Annotated in this window: 19 protein-coding genes; 6 read left to right on the top strand and 13 right to left on the bottom strand. The window is 61.8% G+C overall.

The features are described 5' to 3' along the window. Positions 1–92: 92 nt before the first annotated feature. Positions 93–728: an OB-fold-containig protein gene (locus tag WFP78_RS17560; protein WP_336965314.1), complete on the top strand. Its 636-nt coding sequence runs from the start codon at positions 93–95 to the stop codon at positions 726–728. A 31-nt stretch (positions 729–759) separates the two neighbouring features. Then, entirely contained in the window at positions 760–2,448 is a 1,689-nt protein-coding gene (locus tag WFP78_RS17555) for a flotillin family protein (RefSeq protein WP_336965312.1), read from the top strand. Positions 2,449–2,579: 131 nt separating this feature from the next. Here the strand turns inward: WFP78_RS17555 and WFP78_RS17550 are convergent, their stop codons facing one another. The 10 genes from WFP78_RS17550 to WFP78_RS17505 all read right to left on the bottom strand — a co-directional run bounded on the left by WFP78_RS17550 (position 2,580) and on the right by WFP78_RS17505 (position 13,792). Continuing rightward, positions 2,580–3,326 carry a DUF6629 family protein gene (locus WFP78_RS17550; protein WP_336965310.1) on the bottom strand — a complete coding sequence of 249 codons (747 nt, stop codon included), beginning with the start codon at positions 3,324–3,326 and terminating at the stop codon, positions 2,580–2,582. A gap of 355 nt (positions 3,327–3,681) precedes the next feature. After that, complete coding sequence (locus tag WFP78_RS17545) at positions 3,682–4,479, bottom strand: enoyl-CoA hydratase/isomerase family protein (RefSeq protein WP_336965308.1); 798 nt, start codon at positions 4,477–4,479, stop codon at positions 3,682–3,684. Then, complete coding sequence (locus tag WFP78_RS17540) at positions 4,476–6,149, bottom strand: AMP-binding protein (protein WP_336965305.1); 1,674 nt, start codon at positions 6,147–6,149, stop codon at positions 4,476–4,478. Before WFP78_RS17540 ends, WFP78_RS17545 begins: the two co-directional genes overlap by 4 nt. A gap of 58 nt (positions 6,150–6,207) precedes the next feature. Beyond that, entirely contained in the window at positions 6,208–7,830 is a 1,623-nt protein-coding gene (locus WFP78_RS17535; RefSeq protein ID WP_336965302.1) for a flavin-containing monooxygenase, read from the bottom strand. A 72-nt stretch (positions 7,831–7,902) separates the two neighbouring features. Beyond that, a complete protein-coding gene (locus WFP78_RS17530; protein ID WP_336965299.1) occupies positions 7,903–8,790 on the bottom strand; it encodes an SMP-30/gluconolactonase/LRE family protein in 888 nt (295 codons plus the stop codon). Continuing rightward, on the bottom strand, positions 8,787–9,944 hold the full coding sequence (locus tag WFP78_RS17525; RefSeq protein WP_336965297.1) for an FAS1-like dehydratase domain-containing protein: 1,158 nt from the start codon (positions 9,942–9,944) through the stop codon (positions 8,787–8,789). Before WFP78_RS17525 ends, WFP78_RS17530 begins: the two co-directional genes overlap by 4 nt. Next, the gene (locus WFP78_RS17520) at positions 9,941–10,894 is read right to left on the bottom strand and encodes a CoA transferase (RefSeq protein ID WP_336965294.1); all 954 of its coding nucleotides are present in this window, start codon (positions 10,892–10,894) and stop codon (positions 9,941–9,943) included. The genes WFP78_RS17525 and WFP78_RS17520 overlap by 4 nt, the downstream gene beginning before the upstream one ends. Continuing rightward, positions 10,891–12,042 (bottom strand): CoA transferase, encoded by a 1,152-nt coding sequence (locus WFP78_RS17515; protein ID WP_336965290.1) that lies wholly within the window; start codon positions 12,040–12,042, stop codon positions 10,891–10,893. Before WFP78_RS17515 ends, WFP78_RS17520 begins: the two co-directional genes overlap by 4 nt. A 239-nt stretch (positions 12,043–12,281) precedes the next feature. Beyond that, on the bottom strand, positions 12,282–13,019 hold the full coding sequence (locus WFP78_RS17510) for an IclR family transcriptional regulator (RefSeq protein ID WP_336965288.1): 738 nt from the start codon (positions 13,017–13,019) through the stop codon (positions 12,282–12,284). Between the two features lie 71 nt (positions 13,020–13,090). After that, entirely contained in the window at positions 13,091–13,792 is a 702-nt protein-coding gene (locus WFP78_RS17505; RefSeq protein ID WP_336965285.1) for a TetR/AcrR family transcriptional regulator, read from the bottom strand. Between the two features lie 91 nt (positions 13,793–13,883). On the opposite strand from WFP78_RS17505, the gene WFP78_RS17500 reads away from it, so the two are divergent. Next, complete coding sequence (locus WFP78_RS17500; RefSeq protein ID WP_336965282.1) at positions 13,884–15,041, top strand: acyl-CoA dehydrogenase family protein; 1,158 nt, start codon at positions 13,884–13,886, stop codon at positions 15,039–15,041. A gap of 55 nt (positions 15,042–15,096) precedes the next feature. Here the strand turns inward: WFP78_RS17500 and WFP78_RS17495 are convergent, their stop codons facing one another. From WFP78_RS17495 to WFP78_RS17485, 3 genes are read right to left on the bottom strand one after another with little or no spacing between them, the layout of a single operon-like run. Beyond that, positions 15,097–15,549 (bottom strand): VOC family protein, encoded by a 453-nt coding sequence (locus tag WFP78_RS17495; RefSeq protein WP_336965280.1) that lies wholly within the window; start codon positions 15,547–15,549, stop codon positions 15,097–15,099. Between the two features lie 27 nt (positions 15,550–15,576). Continuing rightward, the gene (locus tag WFP78_RS17490; RefSeq protein WP_336965277.1) at positions 15,577–16,680 is read right to left on the bottom strand and encodes an aldo/keto reductase; all 1,104 of its coding nucleotides are present in this window, start codon (positions 16,678–16,680) and stop codon (positions 15,577–15,579) included. Beyond that, a complete protein-coding gene (locus WFP78_RS17485; protein ID WP_336965274.1) occupies positions 16,677–17,654 on the bottom strand; it encodes an alpha/beta fold hydrolase in 978 nt (325 codons plus the stop codon). Before WFP78_RS17485 ends, WFP78_RS17490 begins: the two co-directional genes overlap by 4 nt. A 194-nt stretch (positions 17,655–17,848) precedes the next feature. Here WFP78_RS17485 and WFP78_RS17480 point away from each other — a divergent pair, with 194 nt between their 5' ends. The 3 genes from WFP78_RS17480 to WFP78_RS17470 all read left to right on the top strand — a co-directional run bounded on the left by WFP78_RS17480 (position 17,849) and on the right by WFP78_RS17470 (position 21,272). After that, positions 17,849–18,538 (top strand): DUF2889 domain-containing protein, encoded by a 690-nt coding sequence (locus WFP78_RS17480; RefSeq protein ID WP_336965270.1) that lies wholly within the window; start codon positions 17,849–17,851, stop codon positions 18,536–18,538. 128 nt (positions 18,539–18,666) lie between these two features. Next, on the top strand, positions 18,667–20,535 hold the full coding sequence (locus WFP78_RS17475; RefSeq protein WP_336965268.1) for a flavin-containing monooxygenase: 1,869 nt from the start codon (positions 18,667–18,669) through the stop codon (positions 20,533–20,535). Between the two features lie 83 nt (positions 20,536–20,618). Beyond that, the gene (locus WFP78_RS17470; RefSeq protein ID WP_336965265.1) at positions 20,619–21,272 is read left to right on the top strand and encodes a TetR/AcrR family transcriptional regulator; all 654 of its coding nucleotides are present in this window, start codon (positions 20,619–20,621) and stop codon (positions 21,270–21,272) included. Positions 21,273–21,291 lie beyond the last annotated feature (19 nt).

The raw sequence follows: 21,291 nt of genomic DNA, 5'->3' as shown, positions 1-21,291 counted from the left end.
TTCGTTTCGAAATGAGAAAGCGGATGAACTGCCTGCGTTCGGAGAGCGGATTTTGCTGTATTTCATTAAAGCCGTCCTGATATGGACAGCACATGTTCGCGGAGCTTCTCACGCCCAGCTATGCCATATTCGCAATCGCGTTCGTCGTGATGCTGGGAATCGGTACAATTGAGGCGATCGGACTGGGTCTTGGCCATTTCGACCTGGATAACGAAATGGCCACCGGTGCCGATGGCGGAGGGATCGATTCCTCCGGCGTTCTCGACTGGCTGGGGTTGCGGTCCGGATTGCCGGTCCTTGTTTGGTTCACCTCTCTGCTGGGGTGTTTTACGCTTGTCGGGATAGCCCTCCAGCAAAGCGCGACCGCGATCCTGGGAACGCCTTTCCACTGGAGTATTGCCGGTGCGGGCGCTCTTGTGGCTGGCCTGATTGCCAACGGTTTTGCATCGGCTGGCCTGGCGAGGATCTTGCCCGAATATGAGAGCACCATAATCGACACCGAGGATCTGATCATGCGCCGTGGAACCGTGCTGGAGGGGGCCGCCCGAAGGGGGCACCCGGCCAGGGCCAAGGTCATCGACCAGCATGGGCAGGCCCATTATGTGATGATCGAGCCCCATATGGACGGCGATGTCATCGCTCAGGGGGAGACGGCCCTGCTTGTCCGGCGTAATGGCCCGCTATTCTTCGTCCAGCCAGACGCGAGCACCCCATTCCGCCCATTATAAGGCGTCGTGCAAATCTATACAGGAGACTTTCTTGCCCGCATCGCTTCTGAACATCCTCATCTATGCCGGCATCGTGCTTTTTGCGCTCATTGTCATCGGCATCATCCTCACCAGGCTCTACCGCCGCGCGACCAAGGACGTTGCGCTGATCCGTACCGGATTCGGGGGAGAGAAAGTCGTGCTCAACGGGGGCATCATGGTCATCCCCGTGCTTCACGAGTTGATGCAGGTTCGCCTCACGACGGTGAAACTCGAAGTGTCGCGGCTCAACAAGGATGCGTTGATCACCCTGGATAAACTGCGCGTCGATGTCGTGGGGTTGTTTCACATCAAGGTGAAGCCGGATGCCCAGTCGATTGCAGCGGCGGCGCAGACGCTGGGCGATTCCGTGAACAACCCGGATGCGGTCAAATCCCTGCTGGACGGCAAGCTGGTATCCGCCTTGCGATCCGTAGCCGCGACAATGACCATGGAACATCTCCATGCCAACCGCGCAGACTTCATCCAGAAGGTGCAGGAAGCACTGATGACCGATCTGGACATGAACGGATTCCAGCTCGAATCGGTCAGCATCACGCATTTCGATCAGACCGCGTTCGAGCATTTCAACGAGAACAATGCCTTCGATGCCGAAGGCCTGACCGTGTTGACGCGCACCATTGAGGAACGGAAGAAAATCCGGAACGATATCGTGGCGACCAACCGCGTCGAGATCGAACAACGGAACCTCGACGCCAATAACCAGTCGCTGGAAATCGCGCAGGCGGCCGAGCAGGCGAGACTGACGCAAGAGCAGACATTGGCGGCCCGCCGCGCCGAGCAGGCGACGGCCATTGCAACGGCGGAGGCCGAGCAGACCCGCCTTGCCGAGATTGCCCGTATCAGTGCGGAGCAGGCGCAGACCGTGGCGCAGACTGAGGCCGATAAGGTGATCCAGACCGCGACCATTGCACGCGATGGCGCCGTGCAGACGGCGACCATCGAACGCGACCGCAATATCGAATTGGCGCGCATTACCACCGCTGTACAGACCGCGCAGAAATCCGAGGAGGAATCGACGGCAACGGCAGCGGCAAATGAGGCCCGCGCCCTTGCTGTTCGCGCCGAGGAAAGCGTGCAGACCGCCAAGGCGACGGAAATTGCAAACCGGAACAAGAATGTGGCCGTGATCGCGGCAACCCAGCGGGCCCAGGAAGAAGCGGTGCAGATCACCGTCGCTGCGTCGGCCGAAAAGGAAGCGGCTGAAGCCAGGGCGGCAGCGCTGCGGACAGAAGCGACCGCAGAGGCCGACGCGGAAAAGGCGCGCGCGGAAGGTCGTGCCGCCGCTTTCAAGGTCGACGCGGCTGGTCAGGCGGCGGTCAACGAAGCAACGAATGTCCTGAACGAGGCGCAGACAGCCTTGCTGGTCCGCAAGGCGATATTGGAAGCGTTGCCGACAATCATTGCAGCCGCCAGCAAGCCAATGGAGCAGATCGACAAGATATCGATCCTGGATGCACGGGGCCTGCATGGCGACCATGCAACCGGCGACGAAGCGACAGGCGGCGGCAATCTGGCAGATGCCGCCGTCTCCGCGGCGATGCGTTATCGGGTGGGAGGCCCGCTGATCGACGCACTGATGAGCGAACTGGGCATGTCCGGCGGCAGCCTCAATGGCATGCTGGCCGGCGCACCGGTGGCATCCTCATCAACGGAAGAAGGCGGAGACGCGTCGCATTAGGATCTGTTTCACCTAGGTTGAAGCACATCCAGAGTTCTGAGGTCGTTTGCGCATTGGGGGCGCTTGCATGCCGCGTCGATGCGGCTGCAAGGTCTCCGGCCTGGCTCATCGTGCGGCTGAGGCAGATGTTTCTATAAATCCGCCTCGCGGGGTCTGTCCGGCTGCGGGGGCGCCGCGCCGGTCAGCCGCAGCCAGGGGAGGAGGAATGGCCTGAGGATCGCCGACGTGCCATTGGGCGTTTCGACGTCGATGGTCCGGTGGCTGAACTGCCAGTAGATCACGATGCTCAGGGTCGCGGCGTAGAAGCACCAGACCGAAGCGAAAGCATATTCCTTGACGATCTGCGCGATCGTCAGCCCGATGAGGTTGAGCACGCCATAGGCTCTGACGACGCGATGGGTCGACAGCACCAGCGCCCCGCAGGTGACAAGGATATACAGCAGCGACACCTGGAAATTGCCGGTGAGCGGATTGCGGTAGGCGATCGAATGCTGCTCGACAAAGCAGCTGCTCTGGAAGAAGATCAGCCCGTAGATCATCCATGCACAGACCAGCGCGCCCAGAACGGTCAGCGCCATGATCGCGCGCCGCCGCCGGCCGGGCGGCTCCATCAGCAGGACCGCGAGCGGCATCAGAAGGGGCAGGATGCCCTGCGCATAGAGCATGAACAGGAAGGTGACATGATCCAGCGCCACCGGTCCGACCCTGCCATCCAGGCCGAGCCAGACAACCCCTTCCGTGAACTGGTGTATCGCGAACAACATGGGCACGGCGGCGAACAGCAGCGCGCGCGGTTCCCGGACATGGCGGAGCGTCGCCACCCCGATCGATCCGATCACGCCGGAAGCAATAAAGCTCGCGCTGGCCGAAAAGCACATGCGGTTCTCTCCAAATGGGACGCGGGAACCGCTGTGCAGCGCTTTGCGGCATATGGCCAGCGGGATGACGGATCGGGAAACCGGCATGGCGCGCCCGGCAGCGCGTGAAGCAACCAGCATATGTCCTTCGACGACCCGTTTTCGCGTTCTGTTCGTGAATGGGTTCGATTCCATATGCGAATCGTTCGAGCCCTAGATAGGTCAGTAAGGGGCCGAATCACTGAGAACACGAGGCGCTAATTCACATAAATCGGTTCGTTCATTAGTGGGGTGACCTGATCCACGGCCGATTCATCGACGTAATGCGCGATTACGCGACGCATGTAATCGGAACAGCGCTAACCAGGCGATTCGATCACGTCTTTTTACGACCCAGAAAGGCGGCGACTCCAGCTTTGGCTTCGGGCCCGGGGAACACCGCCCGTACAAGCCGATCTTCCACCGCAAGACCCTTGTCCTCAACGGTCGTGCTAGCGGCCGTGAGGCACTCCCTTATGGCCGCGATCGCGGTGGGACTATGCTGTGTAATTTCCCGGGCAAAACCGATCCCCGCCTCGACGAGATTCTCTTCAGGCTCCGTCACGCGATGGGCGAGCCCGATGACGAGGGCCTCGTCGAGCGAAATGTCTCGCCCTGTCAGCATGATTTCCAGCGCGCGCGAAGCACCGACGATAGCGGGCAGAAACTGGGTGCCGGCATAGGCGGGAAGCAGGCCCAGCTTGACTTCCGGCAGGCCGAATCTGGCGTGAGGCACGGCTATGCGAAGGGTGCAGGCCATGGCGAGTTCCATCCCGCCGCCCAGGGCCAGACCATTGACCGCGGCTACCGAGATCAGGCGCGAGCGGGATAGCCTGACGAGCAGATCGCGTGCCATCGCGCTCTTGTCCAACACCGCATCCGGGGTCATTGACTGCATCTCGGCCAGATCGGTGCCCGCGCAAAATGCGCGATCGCCCTTTCCGGTGACGACGAGCAGCGTTTTGCCCTCCGTTTCGAGCCTGTCGAGGCACGCGGCGAGGCCATTCAGAACCGGTTTGGTGAGAGCGTTCAGTTTGCGCATGCGAGTGATGGTGAACACCGCGCCGTCGTCTAGCCAGTTGATGCTGAATTCAGACTCGCCCTCGTCTTGGGGTGACTGTGGCTGCGCACTCATCGGCCTTGCTCCATTACTTCGGCCATCGCCCAATAGGCCCCGATCTCGCAGTCCCAAGTGGCTGGCGTCAAACCCGCTTGTCCCATCCGTCGCAAGTCCGCGCGTTTTATCTTCTCGGTTTGGGTCTTGGGCAGATCGTCGAACAGCTCGACATAGCGCACGGTCATCGCCTTGGGCAGCGCCTCACGGAGATATTCGAGGATGTCGGCTTCATGGCATGCCGCAGCCGGAGTCAGCTTGGCGCAAAGCTTGATGTCGTCTTCATTGACATCGGAAGGGACGGCGATAGCCGAGCATTCGAGGATGTGCGGATGGGCCAAAGCGATCTTTTCGATCTGGTCCGCCGATATGTTCACGCCGCGGCGGCGAATGCGGTCGCCACTGCGCCCCAGGAAATAGAAATAGCCATCGGGATCCTTACGGCCGCGATCGCCGGTCTCGAACCACATGTCGCGCCATCGGGCCACCGTCTGTTCGGCGTCGTTATAGTAGCCCATGAACATGATGCTGCGATGCCGGGGACGGACCAGGATTTCGCCGTCCGTTCCGTCCGGTACCTCGAAGCCGTCGTCATCGGCGATCATGATGTCGAACAGCCCGGACGGCATGCCGCAACTGCCCGGCTTGCGTTCGACGCCCTCGGGATAATGCGCGACGACCGTCAGCTCACTCATGTCATAGAGCGATATGATCCGAACGCCGAACCGCTCCTCGAAATCGGGATAATGGCCCGCGGCCGTGTACATCACGGGCACCTTGTGCTGGCGATCGCGTTCGCTTGGCGGCTGCTTCATGAGCAGAGCGATCAGCGGGTCGAGTATATGCGCCCGGGTCACGCCATTTTCTCGAATCTCTCGCCAATAGCGTGAAGCGCTGAACTTGCGGGAAACGATGAGCGTGGCGCCCGCGCACAGTGTCGACAATACGCCGGTGATCGTGGCGAACACATGATGAAACGGGAAGCAGCTATAATGGACGTCATCGGTGCCCAGATCGGCCAGATCGTTGAACTTGCGCGCGCTGGCCAGCATATGGCCGTGATCCATCATCACGCCCTTGGGCATGCCCGTCGTGCCCGAGCTGAACCGAATGGAGGCAAGGCCTGTCGATTCCACCTTGGCGAAGGGCTGGACACTGGCACGGCCGGCTGCCTCGACCTCGCTGACCCGGATGATGCGGCCGATTGCTCCGCGATCCATGTACAGCGCCATCGCGCGGTCATATATCTCGTCGGGAACGACCAGCAGCTTCACCTGAGACAGGGCTTCCGCACCGGCAGTCGCCAACGCGTCTAGCCCGTCGGCATCCGATATGATGGCGCTGACCTCGATCTTGCGGATGGCATGATCGAGAACGTCGCCACGAAATTCGGAATTGATCGCAACATCGGGGATGGACGCACGCAGCGCGGCGAACCATGCGGTTACATAGAGGCGCGATCCGCCAAGGAGCAGGCCGAGCTTGTCGCCGGGCGCCAGCCCGAAGGCGAGCAGGCCTTTGCCGAATTCCGCCGAACTCCGATCAATATCGCGATAGCTGATCTCCTCGCCGTCGCCGAGGAACCGCAGATAGGGCTTGTCCCCCAACTCCCTGGCGCGCGCTTCGATGACGTCTCCGATGGCGTCGGGTTTCGCGCTGAGATCCGCTTCGGATAACCTATGTGCGTACATCAATCCTCTCCGACATTTGTCGCGCTCATCGCTGGCTTCCGAGCCGACCGGCTATCCTTCAGGCGAAGTTGAAGGATGGATAGCCGGTCTCTGCCTCCGCGCCGACTTTTTCCCGATATCGGATCGCGCCGCCGGCGTAGACGATGATCTTCGGCGCATAATCGCGGTCGACATTCGAATTATAGCCGGTGAACCAGGATTGCTGGCGGCCGAACAATATCTTGGTGGCCATATGTTCGACGTGCGCACCCCATTCCCGTTCGATCTCAGGAGCGGCCTCGACGCGTTGATACCCGTTCTTCCGGACGAATTTCAGCAAGTCCGTGGCCCATTCGACGGCTTCCTCGATGCCCCGGGGGAAATTCGTCGCGGCCGATCCGCTCTGCGGGCCCGCCAGGGTAATGAAGTTGGGGAAACCATGGACCGCAAGTCCATAGGCCGTGACCGGTCCCTGGCTCCACTTCGTCCGCAGCTTTTGCCCGCCGGTTCCGGTGATATCGATCTTGTCGAACGATCCGGTGATGGCGTCGAACCCGGTCGCATAGACGATGATGTCGAATTCGAAATCCTCTTCGCTCGTCCGCACCCCTTTGGGGGTTATGGTTTCGATCGGCGTTTCGCTGATATCGACCAGGCGGACATTGGGTTGGTTATAGGCTTCATAATAGCCCGTTTCCATCGGGACACGCCGGGTGCCGAAGCCGTGATCGCGCGGTATCAGCTTGTCGGCGACGGCCGGGTCCTTCACGCGCTGGCGAATCTTCTTCTCGATGAACTTCGTCATTTCCGCATTGGCGTCCTCATCGACCAGGACGTCCTTGAAATTGCCCAGCCAGATGCCGAAGCCCGATCCGGCATATAGGTCTTCCCAGAATTTCTCCCGCTCGGCCGCGGAGACGTCGATCAGCTTTCGCGGGTCGGCATCGTGCTTGAAGCCGCTGGGAGTGTTCCTGCATTGCAGGAAGACCTCGTCATAGCGCGTCTTGATGTCGGCCATCTCCTCGGGCGTCAGCGGCGCATTGTTGAGGGGCGCGCACCAGTTCGGCCGCCGCTGAAAGACGGTGAGGCTTCCGACCTCCCCCGCGATCGCCGAGATCATCTGCACACCGGTTGATCCGGTGCCGATGACGGCGACGCGCTTGCCCTTGTAATCCACGCCTTCACGCGGATGATAATAGGTATGAAAAGACAGCCCTTCGAAGCTGTCGAGCCCCTTGTAGCGTGGCGGGGTCGGGCAGGAGAGCAAACCGACGGCGGTAAGAATGAACCGGGTCGTGACGGTGCGGCCATCGGAAAGGGTGACGACCCAGAAATCGCCATCCTCCTTCCATGCGGCGCCGGTGACCATCAGGCTGAACTGCATATATTTGCGCAGCCCGAATTTCTCGACGACATGGTGGAAATATTCCTCCGTGTCCTCGCGCGGGGAAAAACGTTCCTTCCAGTTCCATTCCTGAAGCAGTTCCTTGGAAAAGGAATAGCCATAGGTTTCGCTTTCGGAATCGAAACGGCAACCGGGATAGCGATTCCAGTGCCATGTGCCCCCGGCATCGCTTCCACGCTCGATAACCGTGAAGTGCATGCCCATTTCGGCCAGGCGATAGGCCATGTAGATGCCGCAAACGCCTGCGCCGATGACGAGCGCGTCATATTCGGGCGCATTTGAAACCTGGTCGTTCACTCTGTCTTCCTCATGCGATTGCCCGCCCGTCGGGGCGGGAGGCCGGCGAAATTGGCTGGACGAAACGGATGGTCATCCCGCGAACCGGTGGCTGGGCAGGCCGCGGACGCCGGGCCTGCAGCGATATGTGGCGCCGGCATGGGGCTCATGCGGTCTGCCGTCGTCATGGATCAGCTGGTTGGCCGTGGTGATGTACAGTTCCTCGAGCTGCGGCCCGCCGAAATTGCAGCTCGTGACGCGGGCCATGGGCAGGCTGATCGCCCCCAGGCAGACCCCCTCGGGCGAGAACCGCCTGACGGCGCCGCCCAGATAGAGCGCGACCCACAAACAGCCTTCGGCATCGACTGCCATGCCATCGGGCAGTCCCGCGGGCCTCGGTATGTCCAGGAAGCGGCGGCGGTTCGAAATTTCGCCGGTTTCGATGTCGTAATCGAACGCATCGATGGCGCGTGCCCCTGTGTCGACATAGTAGAAGATGCTGTCGTCGGGGCTCCAGCCCATGCCATTGGACACGAATACGTCGCCGAGCATCTTGTTCGGCTCCAGGCCGGCACCGACGCGATAGAGAGAGCCCGCGCCCCGCTCGAACGCCATCGAGAAAGTGCCCGACCATAGACGCCCGCGGGCATCGCATTTCGCGTCGTTCATCCGGTGATCGAGATCCTTCTCGATCGGGACGAGCAGCTCGATCGAACCGTCGTCGCCTACCGCCAGCAGCCCGTCACGGCCGGAAGCAACCAAGCCGCCGCTCCGGCGCGGTATGGCGGCGCCGATTTCCTGCCCCGCGTCGATGCTGGTCAGCGCGCCGGACGAGGGATCGAGCCGATAGATCCGGCCGATAGTGGAATCGACGAAAATGAGCGTACCGGTCTGGTCGTCCCAGATGGGCCCTTCGCCGATGTCCGCCGCGACATCGGCGACCAGTTCGAGCGTGACATCCAAGGCGGGAACGCCGCTCATTTCGGCGCTGCCAACGGCAAGGTCACCGCCCCCATGTCTCGCGAAGGAAGAATGACCGAAGCCGTGCCGGATGCGGAAAGGGCGCCAAGCTGGTTGATGGCCCGCACGTCCAGTTCGACCAGCCCCTGACCGTCCCTGACCGTCTTGCCGGTGATCTTGCCCGACCACCACAGCGTGTCGCCGACCAGGTTGGGCCGCAGCACGGCAACGTCCAGTGTGTGCAGAAAGCCATGATCGCCGATCCAGTTGGTGAGCATATGCTGCGCCCAGGTGATGCGTTGCGGGCCGATGTCATAGGCGCCGCCCATACCGACATCGCCCCCGGTACGGGCTTCGAGATGGCCCCGGCCCGCGGACTCCCGTGCGCCCGTGGTTTCGTTGACGTGATAGTCCTGATGCCGCTGGCGATAGCGCAGCGCATCGCCGTGCACGCCGCCATAGGGCTGGGCGCCCTGTTGGGCGGAGTACCATGCCATGATATCGACGATGCTGAGCGGTCCCCGCACGACCTGGGGAATGTCTTCACCTGCGGTCACGTCTTCCCAGAAGAGCGGCTCGTCCCCTTGGCGGGGTTCGGACAGCATTTGTGCCTCGATCCGCTCGATCTCTTCGGCCGTGTAGCGGTGGGGCTCGGACGTGGCGCCAAGTTGCTTGCCCTTGGCCTCCGCCAGCTTGTCGCCACGGGGCGTCCTAGCGCAGCGGGCATTGGCTGTGGCTACCAGCCGGCCGTGCTGGTTGTAATAGCGGGCCTCGCCCGTTTGCAGCACCCATTGGGGAAAGCGGCGGCCGCTCTTGATCTCCAGCTTCTTGAGGCAGACCTCGGTCGTGAACGTGTCGCCGATGAATATCGGTTCGAACCAGGTCCAGCCCGTGCCGGCATAGATCCACTGCATGCCGGGCAATTTCGGCGCGATAACCGTGTTGTCGACCGCATATAATATGCAGGGCGGGGCGACGATTTGCCCGTACGGCGACTTGGCCGCATAGTCCGCGTCCAGCCACAGCGGATTATCGTCGCCCACGCCCCAGGCGAAGTGCCGGATGGCGTCGCGCGTCGCGGCCTCGATCCACTGCATGCGATCGCGGCGCAGAGGCACGTCGATCAGGGCTTGCGCTGCGGCGATGCCTTCCTCGGTAATCGTTCCCCAACTCATTGGCCGATGCCTTCCTGTACGCGGCGAACGACGAAGGGCGGGCAGGGTGCGCCGTTCTCATCGAAGAAACCGGGCCGGAACACGTTCCAGTCCTTGGCTTCTTCCAGGGAGAGGACAGGCGCCATGGGTGCCCCCGTGTTGATCGCCAGTTCGAGCAATTCCCTGCGGCTGCGCTGCATCAGTTCCTGGTCCAGAAGCGGCGCGACCCGGGAATCGTCTTCGGAGAGCTTGAAGGGATTTTCGAATGCGGGATCTTTGGACCATTCGGGATCGCCCAGCGCCGCGACGATCGCCCGCCAATCGGGACGAGATCGCGCCTGGACCGCGACGAACCCGTCCTTGCAAGGGAAAAATCCTTGCGGAAAGACGCCGCCATGTTCAATCGCCGTGCGCCCGTTGCGCGACCAACCATAGGGGACGCCGGCATGATTGCCTGAATTCTGCTCGGCAAAGGCGCGGAGCAAATCCGCGGCCGACACGTCGATGCGGCGGGGCAGTGACGGCCGGGCGTGCGCTTCTGCGATCTTCAGCGAGAGCGCCAGGCTGGCGCCGTAGAGGCCCACCCATTTTTCGGGGATCTTCGCCGGCATGAGTCCGGGCGCGCCATCGGCAGGGCCGATCACGGTGGATACGCCGGATACGGCGCAGGCAAGGTCGCCCACGCCGGGACGGCCCACTTCATAATCCCATAGGATGATTTCGGTCGGGCCTGCCTCTTCTTCGGTCCGTGGCCGCTGCTTAATTGTATCTCCGGCGATCAGGATCGCGAGTGGCGCGGGGCTCGAAGCTCTTGCGGCCTCTAGGGTCTGCGCACCAGTCACGCTATTGCCCAGTTGACGTAGCCAGCGGGCGGCATGCAGCACGGCCCGGTTGGTCCCGACGATGACATAATGACTCTCGCCCACGGCCAGGCTGCGCTCCGGCCGGATTGCGGCTGACGACGTCGTCATGCGCGCCCCTCTGCCTTACCGGGATGTTGGCCCAGGACCGCGTAGCGTTCATGCGGCCAGCCGAGCAGTTTGCCGAGTACATAGGCATTGCCCTCCCCCAGGGTGGGGGCGGTCTTGCGCAATGGCGGGCGATGTCCGTCCATCCACCAAGGGGCCGCGACGATATTCTCCGCGCCGCTGACCGGATGGATGGTGGGAAGCAGCGTGCTTTCGTTGGCGGCGCCCGCGCCGAACTCCGCCGGCTTCTCGATCACGCGGACGCCCCTGGCGCCGGCGGCTTCGAAAGCGCTCAGCGCATCGGTGGCGTTCAGGGCGCCAGCCTTTCGCGCCAGGCCGTCGAACATATCGGCGGCCATGGCTTTTTCCCAATCGATGCACAGATGCTGCCCATCCCCGGTGGGGACGATGCTCGTGGACGATGCGGGCAGTGTCGGGTCGAGGCCCAGATCCTTCGCCAGCGCGACAAGGCTGTCGTCGTCATCCGCGCCGATATGGGCGGCGGCCTCCAGCTGCGAGATTTCCACATGCGCGCCCTGGCCGGAGCGCCGCGCGTCCAGGATCGCCGCGATCGCCGTCAGCAGCCCATAGCTCGCGGCATTGGGATCGGACGAAACGAACGTCGGCGAGCCGAGGAAGCTGCCGTCCCGCGAATCCACGACCCGGGCCTCCAGTCCCGACAGGGACGACAGTGCCAGACCATAAGCGCGCATATCCGCGAGCATGGATTCCGATCCGAAGCCGGCGAGCGAGAGCAGGACGATCCGGGGGTTCGCCGCCGCCAGAGCCGGAAAGCCGATGCCCAGCCGCTCAAGGGTGCCGACGGTGAAATTCTCGATCACGATGTCGGACAGTTTCACCAGCTCCAGCATGGATGCGCGATGATCGTCGTCCTTGAGATCCAGGGTGACGCCGACCTTGTTGCGATTGAGCCCGTGGAAGGATTGCGACATTTCGCGCCGCACTTCCTCCGGATAGCGGCCGGCCAGGCGCTCGACCCCGCGCGTGCGATACAGGTCGAACCGCTTGTACCATTCGATCTTGATGACTTCCGCGCCCAGGTCGGCCAGCAGCTGACCGAGCAGGGGACCGGACCAGACCCAACATAATTCGATGACTCGGACACCGCGAAGGGGAAGGTCGGCACTCACAGTTTGGCGGCGCTCGGCTCGAGGCCGGACATGCGGGGCGCCGGACTGCACGCCAAGGCATGTTCTGCGCCGCCAGGCCAATCTGACGATCGGGGATTTGTTGAATACATATCCTCTCTCCCTGCTTCTCTCAATCGCACATCGGCATATGTTTGATCAACATGAACGTTGACGTTGATCAAGCGGATTCAACCAAACTTGTCAATAGACAATTATTTTTGTCTAGAGAAAATTATAGATCAAGCCGATTGCGTTTTCAGCGCACCAGCGATCGCTTCCGCAGCCGCGAGCAGAGATTCAGCGATGCGCCTTTTCCTGTCGCCATCCAGAGTCGCACTTATCGAAGCCGCGCCGATCACGCCGGCGATGCTGTTGTCGGGGTTGACGACGGCCGCCGCCAGGGTGACGACTCCCAAGGAAAAAACGCCGTCATCTTCGGCAAATCCCTTGACGCGAACCTGATCGACCTCGTCCCACCAACGATCGAACGGCAGCGGTATCTGCCAGCGGATATTCTGGAATTCGCGTTGCAGATCTTCGGGGCGCTCTTTCGCATGCATCGCTATGCACCGTCCAGCAGCGCCTGCCAGGCGCGGCACGCGGCCGCCCAGCGTCACGTTCAGCGACAAGTCGCTCGGCGGACTGATGGATATGACACAGGCAGTGTGCCTGTCGTCTATCAGGGCCGTGGCGGTCGCGGTCACATTATGCCGATCGGCAATGTCGTGCAGATAGGGTTCGGACAGGTCGGCGAACGGGTCGCGCCGTCCGGCTGCGCCGGCCAAGGCGAGAATGCCGTTGCCCAGCCCGTATTTCTTGCTGCGTTCGTCCGTCTCGATAAGGTCCGCTGCGGCCAATTCCCGCAATATATGGAGCGCGGTACTCGGCAGCATGCCGGTGGCGCGCGCAATCTCGGACAGAGTGAGGGGAGCCTTGCGCCTTGCAAGCAGCCACAGGATCGCGGCTGCGCGGCGCACCGCAGGCACCGCCTTGGCCGGCGGAGGCGCCCCGCTCGAGGAGAAGCTGTCGGAACCGGGAGGCGGAACGGTCATCGATCATCGCTTTCCGGCGGCATCGTTTCCTCTTTCGCCACATCCTGCCGGCGCAGCAGGCCGCGCCACATGAAATCCCCGATCTGCTGCGCGCGCAACGCCATTTCCCCTGCATCGCCCTTTTCCAGGAGGCCGAGCTTGACGGCCAGCGGCTTCAACCCGAACAGCACGCCCCCGCCATGTGCGACCAGGACAGTGACGAGTTGGGCCGGCATCTCATGCAGAATGCCAAGGCCCACGCCTTCGGATATCACCTCTTCCAGCCGCGAATAGCGCTCCGCCAATATCGTATCGGCGATATGGTCGAGGCGGGCGCTTTGCGTGGTGCCTTCATTGTTCAGCAGTCGAAGCATTTCCGGCACCACACCGATGGCTTCCAGTATCTGGCTGACCGCGAACGTGAAGCGCGCTTTCAGCGATCCTTCGCGGGGAAGGCTGATCATGCGCTCGCGGAACTGGTCCAGCCCATATTCGACACTGGCTTCCCACAAGCGTTGCTTGGTGCCGAACCGCAGGTTGAGCAGGCCGTGGCTTATTCCCAGCTGCTGGGCGAGCGTGCGCATCGACATGCCTTCATAGCCATGTTCGGCAAAGGCGCACAGGGCCGCCTGCAGCAGCTTCTCGCGGGGCAACTCCTGATCGCCCCCGGCCGGCGGCCGCCCCCGGCCGCGTTTCGCAGCTTTACTCTCGTTATCCATATATAGACACTTGACTATTTAATTCCTGGGTTCAATAGCGGCATTGAGACATGGCTACTATCAATTTCCACGACTGGAGAGGTCAAAATATATGGATATCGCAGACGAGTTGATCGGCCGTGCCCGCGAACTGCAGCCGGTCATTGCCGCGCGGGCGGCCCGCACCGCGGAAAATCGCGCGCCCCTGGACGAGACCATCCAGGATCTGGCGGATGCCGGCATTTACAAGATGCTCTCGCCGAAACGCTTCGGCGGGTACGAGCTTCACGTCGATACGATGACCGAAGTGTGCCTGCTGATCGCGGCGGCCTGCCCATCGACCGGGTGGGTCACGTCCTTCTACATCGGCCACAACTGGCTGCATGCGGTTTTCCCGGAAAAGTCGCAGGAGGAGGTCTTCGCCGCCAGTTCCTTTGCGTTGAGTTCCGGCCAGGTCGCGCCCACCGCCAGGGGCAGGCGCATGCCCGGGGGCTTCGAAATTTCGGGACGCCAGGCCTGGAGTTCGGGCGTGATGCACGCCGACTGGGTGTTCTTCACCGGCATCGTGAGCGACGACGGCAAGGAGCCTCATCCCTATATGTTCTGCGTACCCCGCGACAAGGTGACGGTGATCGATACATGGCACATTGCGGGCATGCAGGGGACGGGCAGCAACGATGTGGAAGTGAACGAACTGTTCGTTCCGGATCACCATGCCGTCTCCTTTCTGCAGCTGATGGACGGGACCCATCCCGGCGGCCGTATCCATGCCAATCCCCTCTACAGATTGCCGGTCACCACGGCGCTGAGTTTCGAGGTGATGCCTGTGATTGCCGGGGCGTTCCGGGGTGGGGTGGACCATTTCAACAGGATCATGACCGCCCGCGTTCAAAGCTATACCGGGCAGAGTTACGCGGAGAAGCCGGCAGCGCAGATGCGGGCGGGCCGCGCCTATGCGCTGGCCGATACGCTCGATACGCTCGCGCGTGATGCCGCGCGCAAGGTCGTGGCCCTCGACCGTCATCTGGCGCCGGTCGAGCGCGCGGAATTGCGCATGCGCTCTTCCTATATGACCAAAATGGCGTGCGATGGCATGAATGACGTCATGCATGGCGCAGGGGGCGACTCATTCCGTGACGCCTGTCCGTTGCAGCGCTATTTCCGCGACCTCAACGTGCTGCGCACGCATGGCGGCCTCGATATCGAGAATATGTCCGAACTGTACGGCAAGGTGATGATGGACCTCGATATCGGCCGTATCATGCTTTGACCCGGAAGGGCCTGGGACGTCCCGATCGGCCGACCGGACCGGACGTGCCAACGCCTTATGTCTCGCGAAATTCCGGGGAGGGTGGGGAATAGGATTCGCCCTGGACCATCTCCACGAAATTGCCGTCGGGATCGAAGACCCCGCAATGCTGATATTGCACGCCGCGCGCGGTCGTGGCCGTTTCCAGGACCAGCCATGGCTTGTACCCCGCGGCGATCAGGCTGTCATAGGCATCCCTGATATTGGTGACCCGCAAGGTGATATAGCGCAGGCCGGGTGCGAAGCCTTCGACCGGCGGTCCCTCGACCGGCTCGAAGAAATAGGTCAGCTTCAGAATCGTGTTGCCGAATTTGAAGCCACGCACATGCACGAAGTCCAGCTTGACTTCGCCATAGGGTTCAAAGCCCAGCAGATCGATGTAGAAATGCAGCATTTCCTCGATATTGCGGACGATGATCCCGGTTTCGAACGATGAAACGGCACTGTCGTCGATGATCGGTTGGGCCATGCATATTCTCCTGACTTGGCGACTTACTCAGTTCTGATCCTTGCCCAGGTAAAAGCGTGGATAGGCGTCCATGCCGATGGGCGTCGCGGCGGGATCGAATTGCCCCAGCAGGGCCTTTTCGAAGGCGGGGTCCTCGGTCATGCTGTTATACCAGCCGGGATAGCCTTCGGGGATGGCCGAGACCGCATCGAGCTGCGCCAGGTCCCGATCGTCCAGCGCCACGGCTCTTTGGGGCAGGTTGGATTTCAGCTGGTCCAGGCTGCTCACGCCGATCAGCACGGATGCCACCGCGGCCTGCCGGGCGGTCCACGCGAGCGCGACCTGCGCCGGGCTCGCGCCATGTTTGTCCGCGACCTCCCGCAGCACGTCAACGACGGCATATCCCTTCTCGCGATCAAGCGGCCCCAGCGTGAAATGCGCCAGGCGCCCGCCATGTCCATGTGGCTCCGCGCGCGTATATTTGCCGGTCAGAAAACCGTTCGCCAGCGGACTCCAGGCCATGATCGCAATGCCGGCATCCTGCGCGAACGGGATCGTCTCCTGTTCGATCTCCCGGCCGAGCAGCGAATAATACATCTGGGCGACGATGAAGCGCGCCCAGCCATTTTCCCGTTGCAGCCCGATGGCCTTCGCGGCCAGCCAGGCGGGCCAGTTGGAATAGCCGATATAGCGAACCTTGCCCGCGCGGACTACGTCGTCCAGTGCGCGGAGCGTTTCTTCCAGCGGCGTATATGGATCGGTGCGATGCACGATGAACAGGTCGATCCAGTCGCTTCCCAGCCGCTTGAGGCTGTTTTCCACGCTGGCGATGATATGCCGGCGCGACAAGCCCGCGTCCATCAGGGACGGACCGACGCGCAAGCCCGCCTTCGTGGCGATGATAACATCGCGCCGGCGCTTTCCCAGCACCCGGCCGATAATCTCTTCCGATTGACCCAGGCCGTAATAATCGGCCGTGTCGATGAAGTTGACGCCGCGATCGATCGCTGCTTCGAGGATCGCGCGAGACGGGCTTTCTTGCGCCGCGGTCTTCAGGCGGACGCCATCGGAGCCCTCGGCTACGAAGCCCGGCGTGCCCAGGCAATATTCCGACACGAACAGGCCCGATGCCCCCAGGCGCTTATACTTCATGACCCGTGTCCTGGCAGGATGTCGCGGCAGAGGCAGCGCAGCGCACCATTCACGACGGCGGGCCTTTCCCAGCACAGGAAATGGCCGCCGCCATCCACCAGGAACGGGCCGACCAGCCGTTCATAGGCAACCTCCGCCCTTCGCGTGACGATGGGTCCGATGATCTGGTCGGCCGTCCCGTAGAGGAACATCGTCTCCGCGCCGACCTTTAGCGTGATCATGGGCTCGGCAAAGAATTTGTCCGGGTGCAGCAGTGCCGCATAATAGTTGATGGAGGCGCGGAAAGTCTCTGCGGAGGCGAAGGGTGCGGCGTGGAACGCGGCGGCACTGTCGTCGAAATTTCCTTCGCCGGCCAGATTGAGCCGTGGACCGCCCGTTCGCCAGACCCGTCCCTGGTAGAAGCCTCGAACATAGGCCGCGCGTGCCGCGTCATCGGCAAACCGGGCCGCAAAGGCGTCGGGGTCCGCTCCATGATCGGTGATGTGGCTGGAGAGGGAGAGATTTTCCTGCATCAGGTTGCCTCCGCATCCGGCGCGATCATAGGCCTCCGGCAGAAGGGGCACCATCGGGTTCCACAGCAATTGACGGATGATCCTGGCCGGAAAGCGGGTCGTCATATCCAGGGCGGTGAACGATCCGAAATCGAACGCCGCCAGCACCCATCGATCATGGCCCAACGATGCCATCAATTCGGCAAACTGGAATGTCGAGCGCACCGGGTCGGGATAGCCATGCGGAGACGCCGGTGAATCCCCCCAGCCGCTCGCGTCCGGCGCGATCACTTCGAAACCCGCTGCGGCAAGCGGGCCGATATTGCGATAGAATATGCGCTTCGTACTTGGCCAGCCGTGCAGCATCAACAAGGGGACTCCGCCCTTGCCTTCACGAACGAAGGCCAGTTCGGTGCCGTCGGACAGTCGTGCGCGCTGGACGGCGAAGCTGTTCGCGTCGGGCAGGGCGGCAGGCTCGGTCACGATGGGACGCACGGCGTCACGGGGGCCTGGATTGATGGCGCCATGCTGCTCCTCTCCCGTCATAGCGGCAGCGAGCGCCGCTGCATCGTCTAGCGTGGACCCGAATTAAAGAGCAGCGATTGTTTAGTCAACGTGAACGTTGATAATTGGCCTGAAAGCGATTAACTCCCCAGAGGAAAAGAAGGCCGAACATCATGAAATTGCGCGACGACTGCCTGCCATTCTGGCGCGACATCACCTTGCGAACTTCCGAAGGGCGCGTGGATGCGGAGATCGTGGACAATGTCCATCATTTCGTCGTCACCATCCATCATGACGGCGACATGGTCACGGATGTGACGGGGCATGCGATCCGCGTCCCGTGGATAACCTGTCCCGGCGCGGTGGGGCAATTGTCTCAATTGAACGGAACGTCGGTCGCCATGGGGTCGCGCGTCCTCGTCGACCAATCGCAGCAATGCACGCACATGCTGGACCTGGCCAGGGTGGCTATCGCGCAAGTCGGGCGGGGCGGCATGCGCCGCTATCAAGCGAATATTCATTACGACGAACGACGCGAAGTCGTCGTGGCGCAGTTGGAGCGCGATCGTGCATTATTGCTTGATTGGGTGCTCAAGGACGGGCTCGTCCTGTCCCCGGGGCCATTTGAAGGACATTTTACCGAAGGACGATCCTTCTGGTCGGACGCGGTCCGGTCGGACCCGGATCTGGTCGAGGCCGGACTCATCCTTCGCCGCGCGATCTATGTCTTCCGCAGCCGTCGTTATTCGGCTCCGCGCCACCGCGCCGCGGATACGCCGGGGATGAGTGGCGTCTGCTATTCCTTCCAGCCCGAGCGTGCGGAACGGGCCTATCGCCCAGCGGATTTCGTGGAGCTGCCGTGAAAGTTCCTTCGAAAAAAACCGATCTATCAACACGTGCGTTGACTAAGTCGACAGCGTCACATAATGCGGTTTCCCAGAAGGTTTCGGGTGTCTTGAACAGTGGCGCACCCGACAGAAGGAGGGAAAGCGTGTCTCAGAAAAGTCTCGGAATTCATTCCTCTCAGGCATTGGGGGCCGAGCAGTTGTTCGACGATTGGCTGGCGCGTCTGTCGGTGGCCTTGGAGGCACGAAACGGTGCCGATTTTGCGGCGTTGTTCGTGGAAGACGGATATTGGCGCGATATTCTGTCTTTCTCTTGGGAGCGTCCGACATTTGCGGGGCGCAAGGCGATCGGCGATGGCTTCGCTGCGACGGCCGCGCTGGCGAGCCCGCGCAATTTGCGGCTTGCCCTGGATCGGACTGCGCCACGCTTCGCCCGCCGATCCGGCAGGGACGTCATCGAGGCATGGTTCGCATTCGATACCGCGTTCGGTACGGGGGCGGGCTTTGCCCGGCTGATCAACGACAGCGACCAGTTCGACAGCGATATGCCTTTTCGGCCGCGGGCCTGGATCTTGCTGACCACCCTTCAGGAACTGCGGGGATTTGAGGATAAGGTCGGCGTCCGCCGCCCCTCCGGCGAGCATTTCTCCAAGATCGAGAGCCCGGTAAGCTGGGCGCAGCAACGTGCCCGGGAACAGGAATTCGCCGATCGCGATCCGGAAGTGCTGGTCGTGGGCGCAGGGCAGGGTGGCCTCATCCTGGGCGCCAGGCTCCGGCAGATGGGTGTCGATGCGCTGATCATCGACAAGTCCGAGCGCATTGGCGATGTCTGGCGCGGCCGATACAATAATCTGACCTTGCATAACAAGCTCACGGCCAATCATTTCCCCTATATGCCGTTTCCCACCAGCTGGCCGGTATGGCTGCCAAAGGACATGCTGGGCGATTGGCTGGAATCCTACGCCAAATTCATGGAACTCAACGTCTGGACGTCGACGGAGCTGGAAGCCGCGCATTTCGATGAAGGCGAACAGATGTGGACGGTCACCGTCAGACTTTCGGGTGGCGATCACCGTGTCATGCGCGTCCGGCATCTGGTCATTGCCACGGGGGTGTCCGGCGGCCTGCCCAAGAAGCCGGACATGCCGGGCCTGTCCAGTTTCGCGGGGGAGGTGGTCCATTCCGGCGAGTTCCGCACGGGCATGGATTATAAGGGCCGCAGCGCCATCGTGATCGGCACCGGCAATAGCGGCCATGACATCGCCCAGGATCTGTATGTGAGCGGTGCGAAATCGGTTTCAATCATGCAGCGCGGCCCCACCTGTGTGCTGAGCCTGGAGCCGAGCGCGGTCATCAGCTATTCCATCTATTCGGACGAGACGCCGGTCGAGGACACCGACCTCATGGTGGCCGCGCTTCCGCACGACATGCTTCTCGATTCCTATAAATGGATCACGAAGAAGACCGACGAATATGACCGGGACCTCGTCGGCAAGCTCAATGCCATCGGCTTCAAGACCCATACGGGGCAAGACCAGACGGGCTTCCAACTACTGTATCTGCGCGGCGCCGGCGGATATTATATCGACGTGGGTTGTGCGGAACTCCTGATCGATGGCGATGTCGGGCTTGTCCAGTATGAGGATATCGAACGGTTCGTGCCCGATGGACTGCTTATGAAGGACGGGCGGACGATCCCGCTCGATCTGGTCGTGCAGGCGACTGGCTTTGAAAGCATGTCGGAAATGGTGCGCCGCCTGCTTGGGGACGATGTCGCCGACCGCCTCGGCCCAGTCTGGGGCTTCGATGAGAATGACAATATCCGCAACATGTGGACGCGCACGCCGCAGCAGGGACTATGGCTGATGGGAGGGGCCATTCTGGAAGCCCGGTTGAATTCGCGGTTCCTTGCGCTGGAAATAAAGGCGTCGCTCGAAGGATTGATGCCGGATCGCAATTCGATGCCTTTGAACGCCCTTGCTTCGGCGACCCGCTGGGAACCGGTCGGAGATTAGGACGGTATATATTGCATTCCGTCCTTGCACGGCGCTATGCTGAGCCGCGCAAAACCAGTTGGATTTGGGACTAGAAGGGGCGGATGGCAGCAATCAGCGATATTGCTCAGCGCCGCGCGCTCGCGCGGACGACTGACGATCCCGACTATCGGATACGCCGGGAGGAGTTGATTCACGCTGCGGCGCGGGTTTTCCGGCGCAAGGGTTTCCAGGCAGCGAAACTGCAGGATATTGCGGAGGAAATCGGCAAGGACCGGGCGTCTCTCTACTATTACACATCGGGGAAAGATGAGCTTTTTCAGGATGTCGTTGCCGAAGCGGTCCTGAGCAATGTCGAGATGGTCGAACATCTTTACGCGGATAAGATTCCATCGGTGGGAAAACTTCGCTGCCTGATCACGCGGCTCATGGAATCCTACGAAAAACATTATCCTTATCTGTTCGTCTATGTTCAGGAGCCCATGGCGCACCTCGACGACAGCACGGAATGGAACCGGATGATGATCGCGCTGCAAAAGCGGTTCGACGACGGTGTCAGGGGCATCATCCGGCAAGGAATGGATGACGGATCGCTCACCGTCCCTGAGGATCAGGTCCGTCTGATCGCCAATGCGATTATCGGAATGGTATCCTGGAGCCATAGATGGTTCCAGCCGGCCAAGGGTGTGTCGGGCGGCGACATAGGCGCCATTTTCGCGGACGCGATATTGAACGGCATAGCCGCCAAAGCGGACTGAAGCTGGGATGCGGTAGCAG

It is taken from the genome of Sphingobium aquiterrae (assembly GCF_037154135.1).
In the GTDB taxonomy this organism is placed as follows: domain Bacteria; phylum Pseudomonadota; class Alphaproteobacteria; order Sphingomonadales; family Sphingomonadaceae; genus Sphingobium; species Sphingobium aquiterrae.
This window is presented reverse-complemented; position numbering and strand designations above follow the sequence as displayed.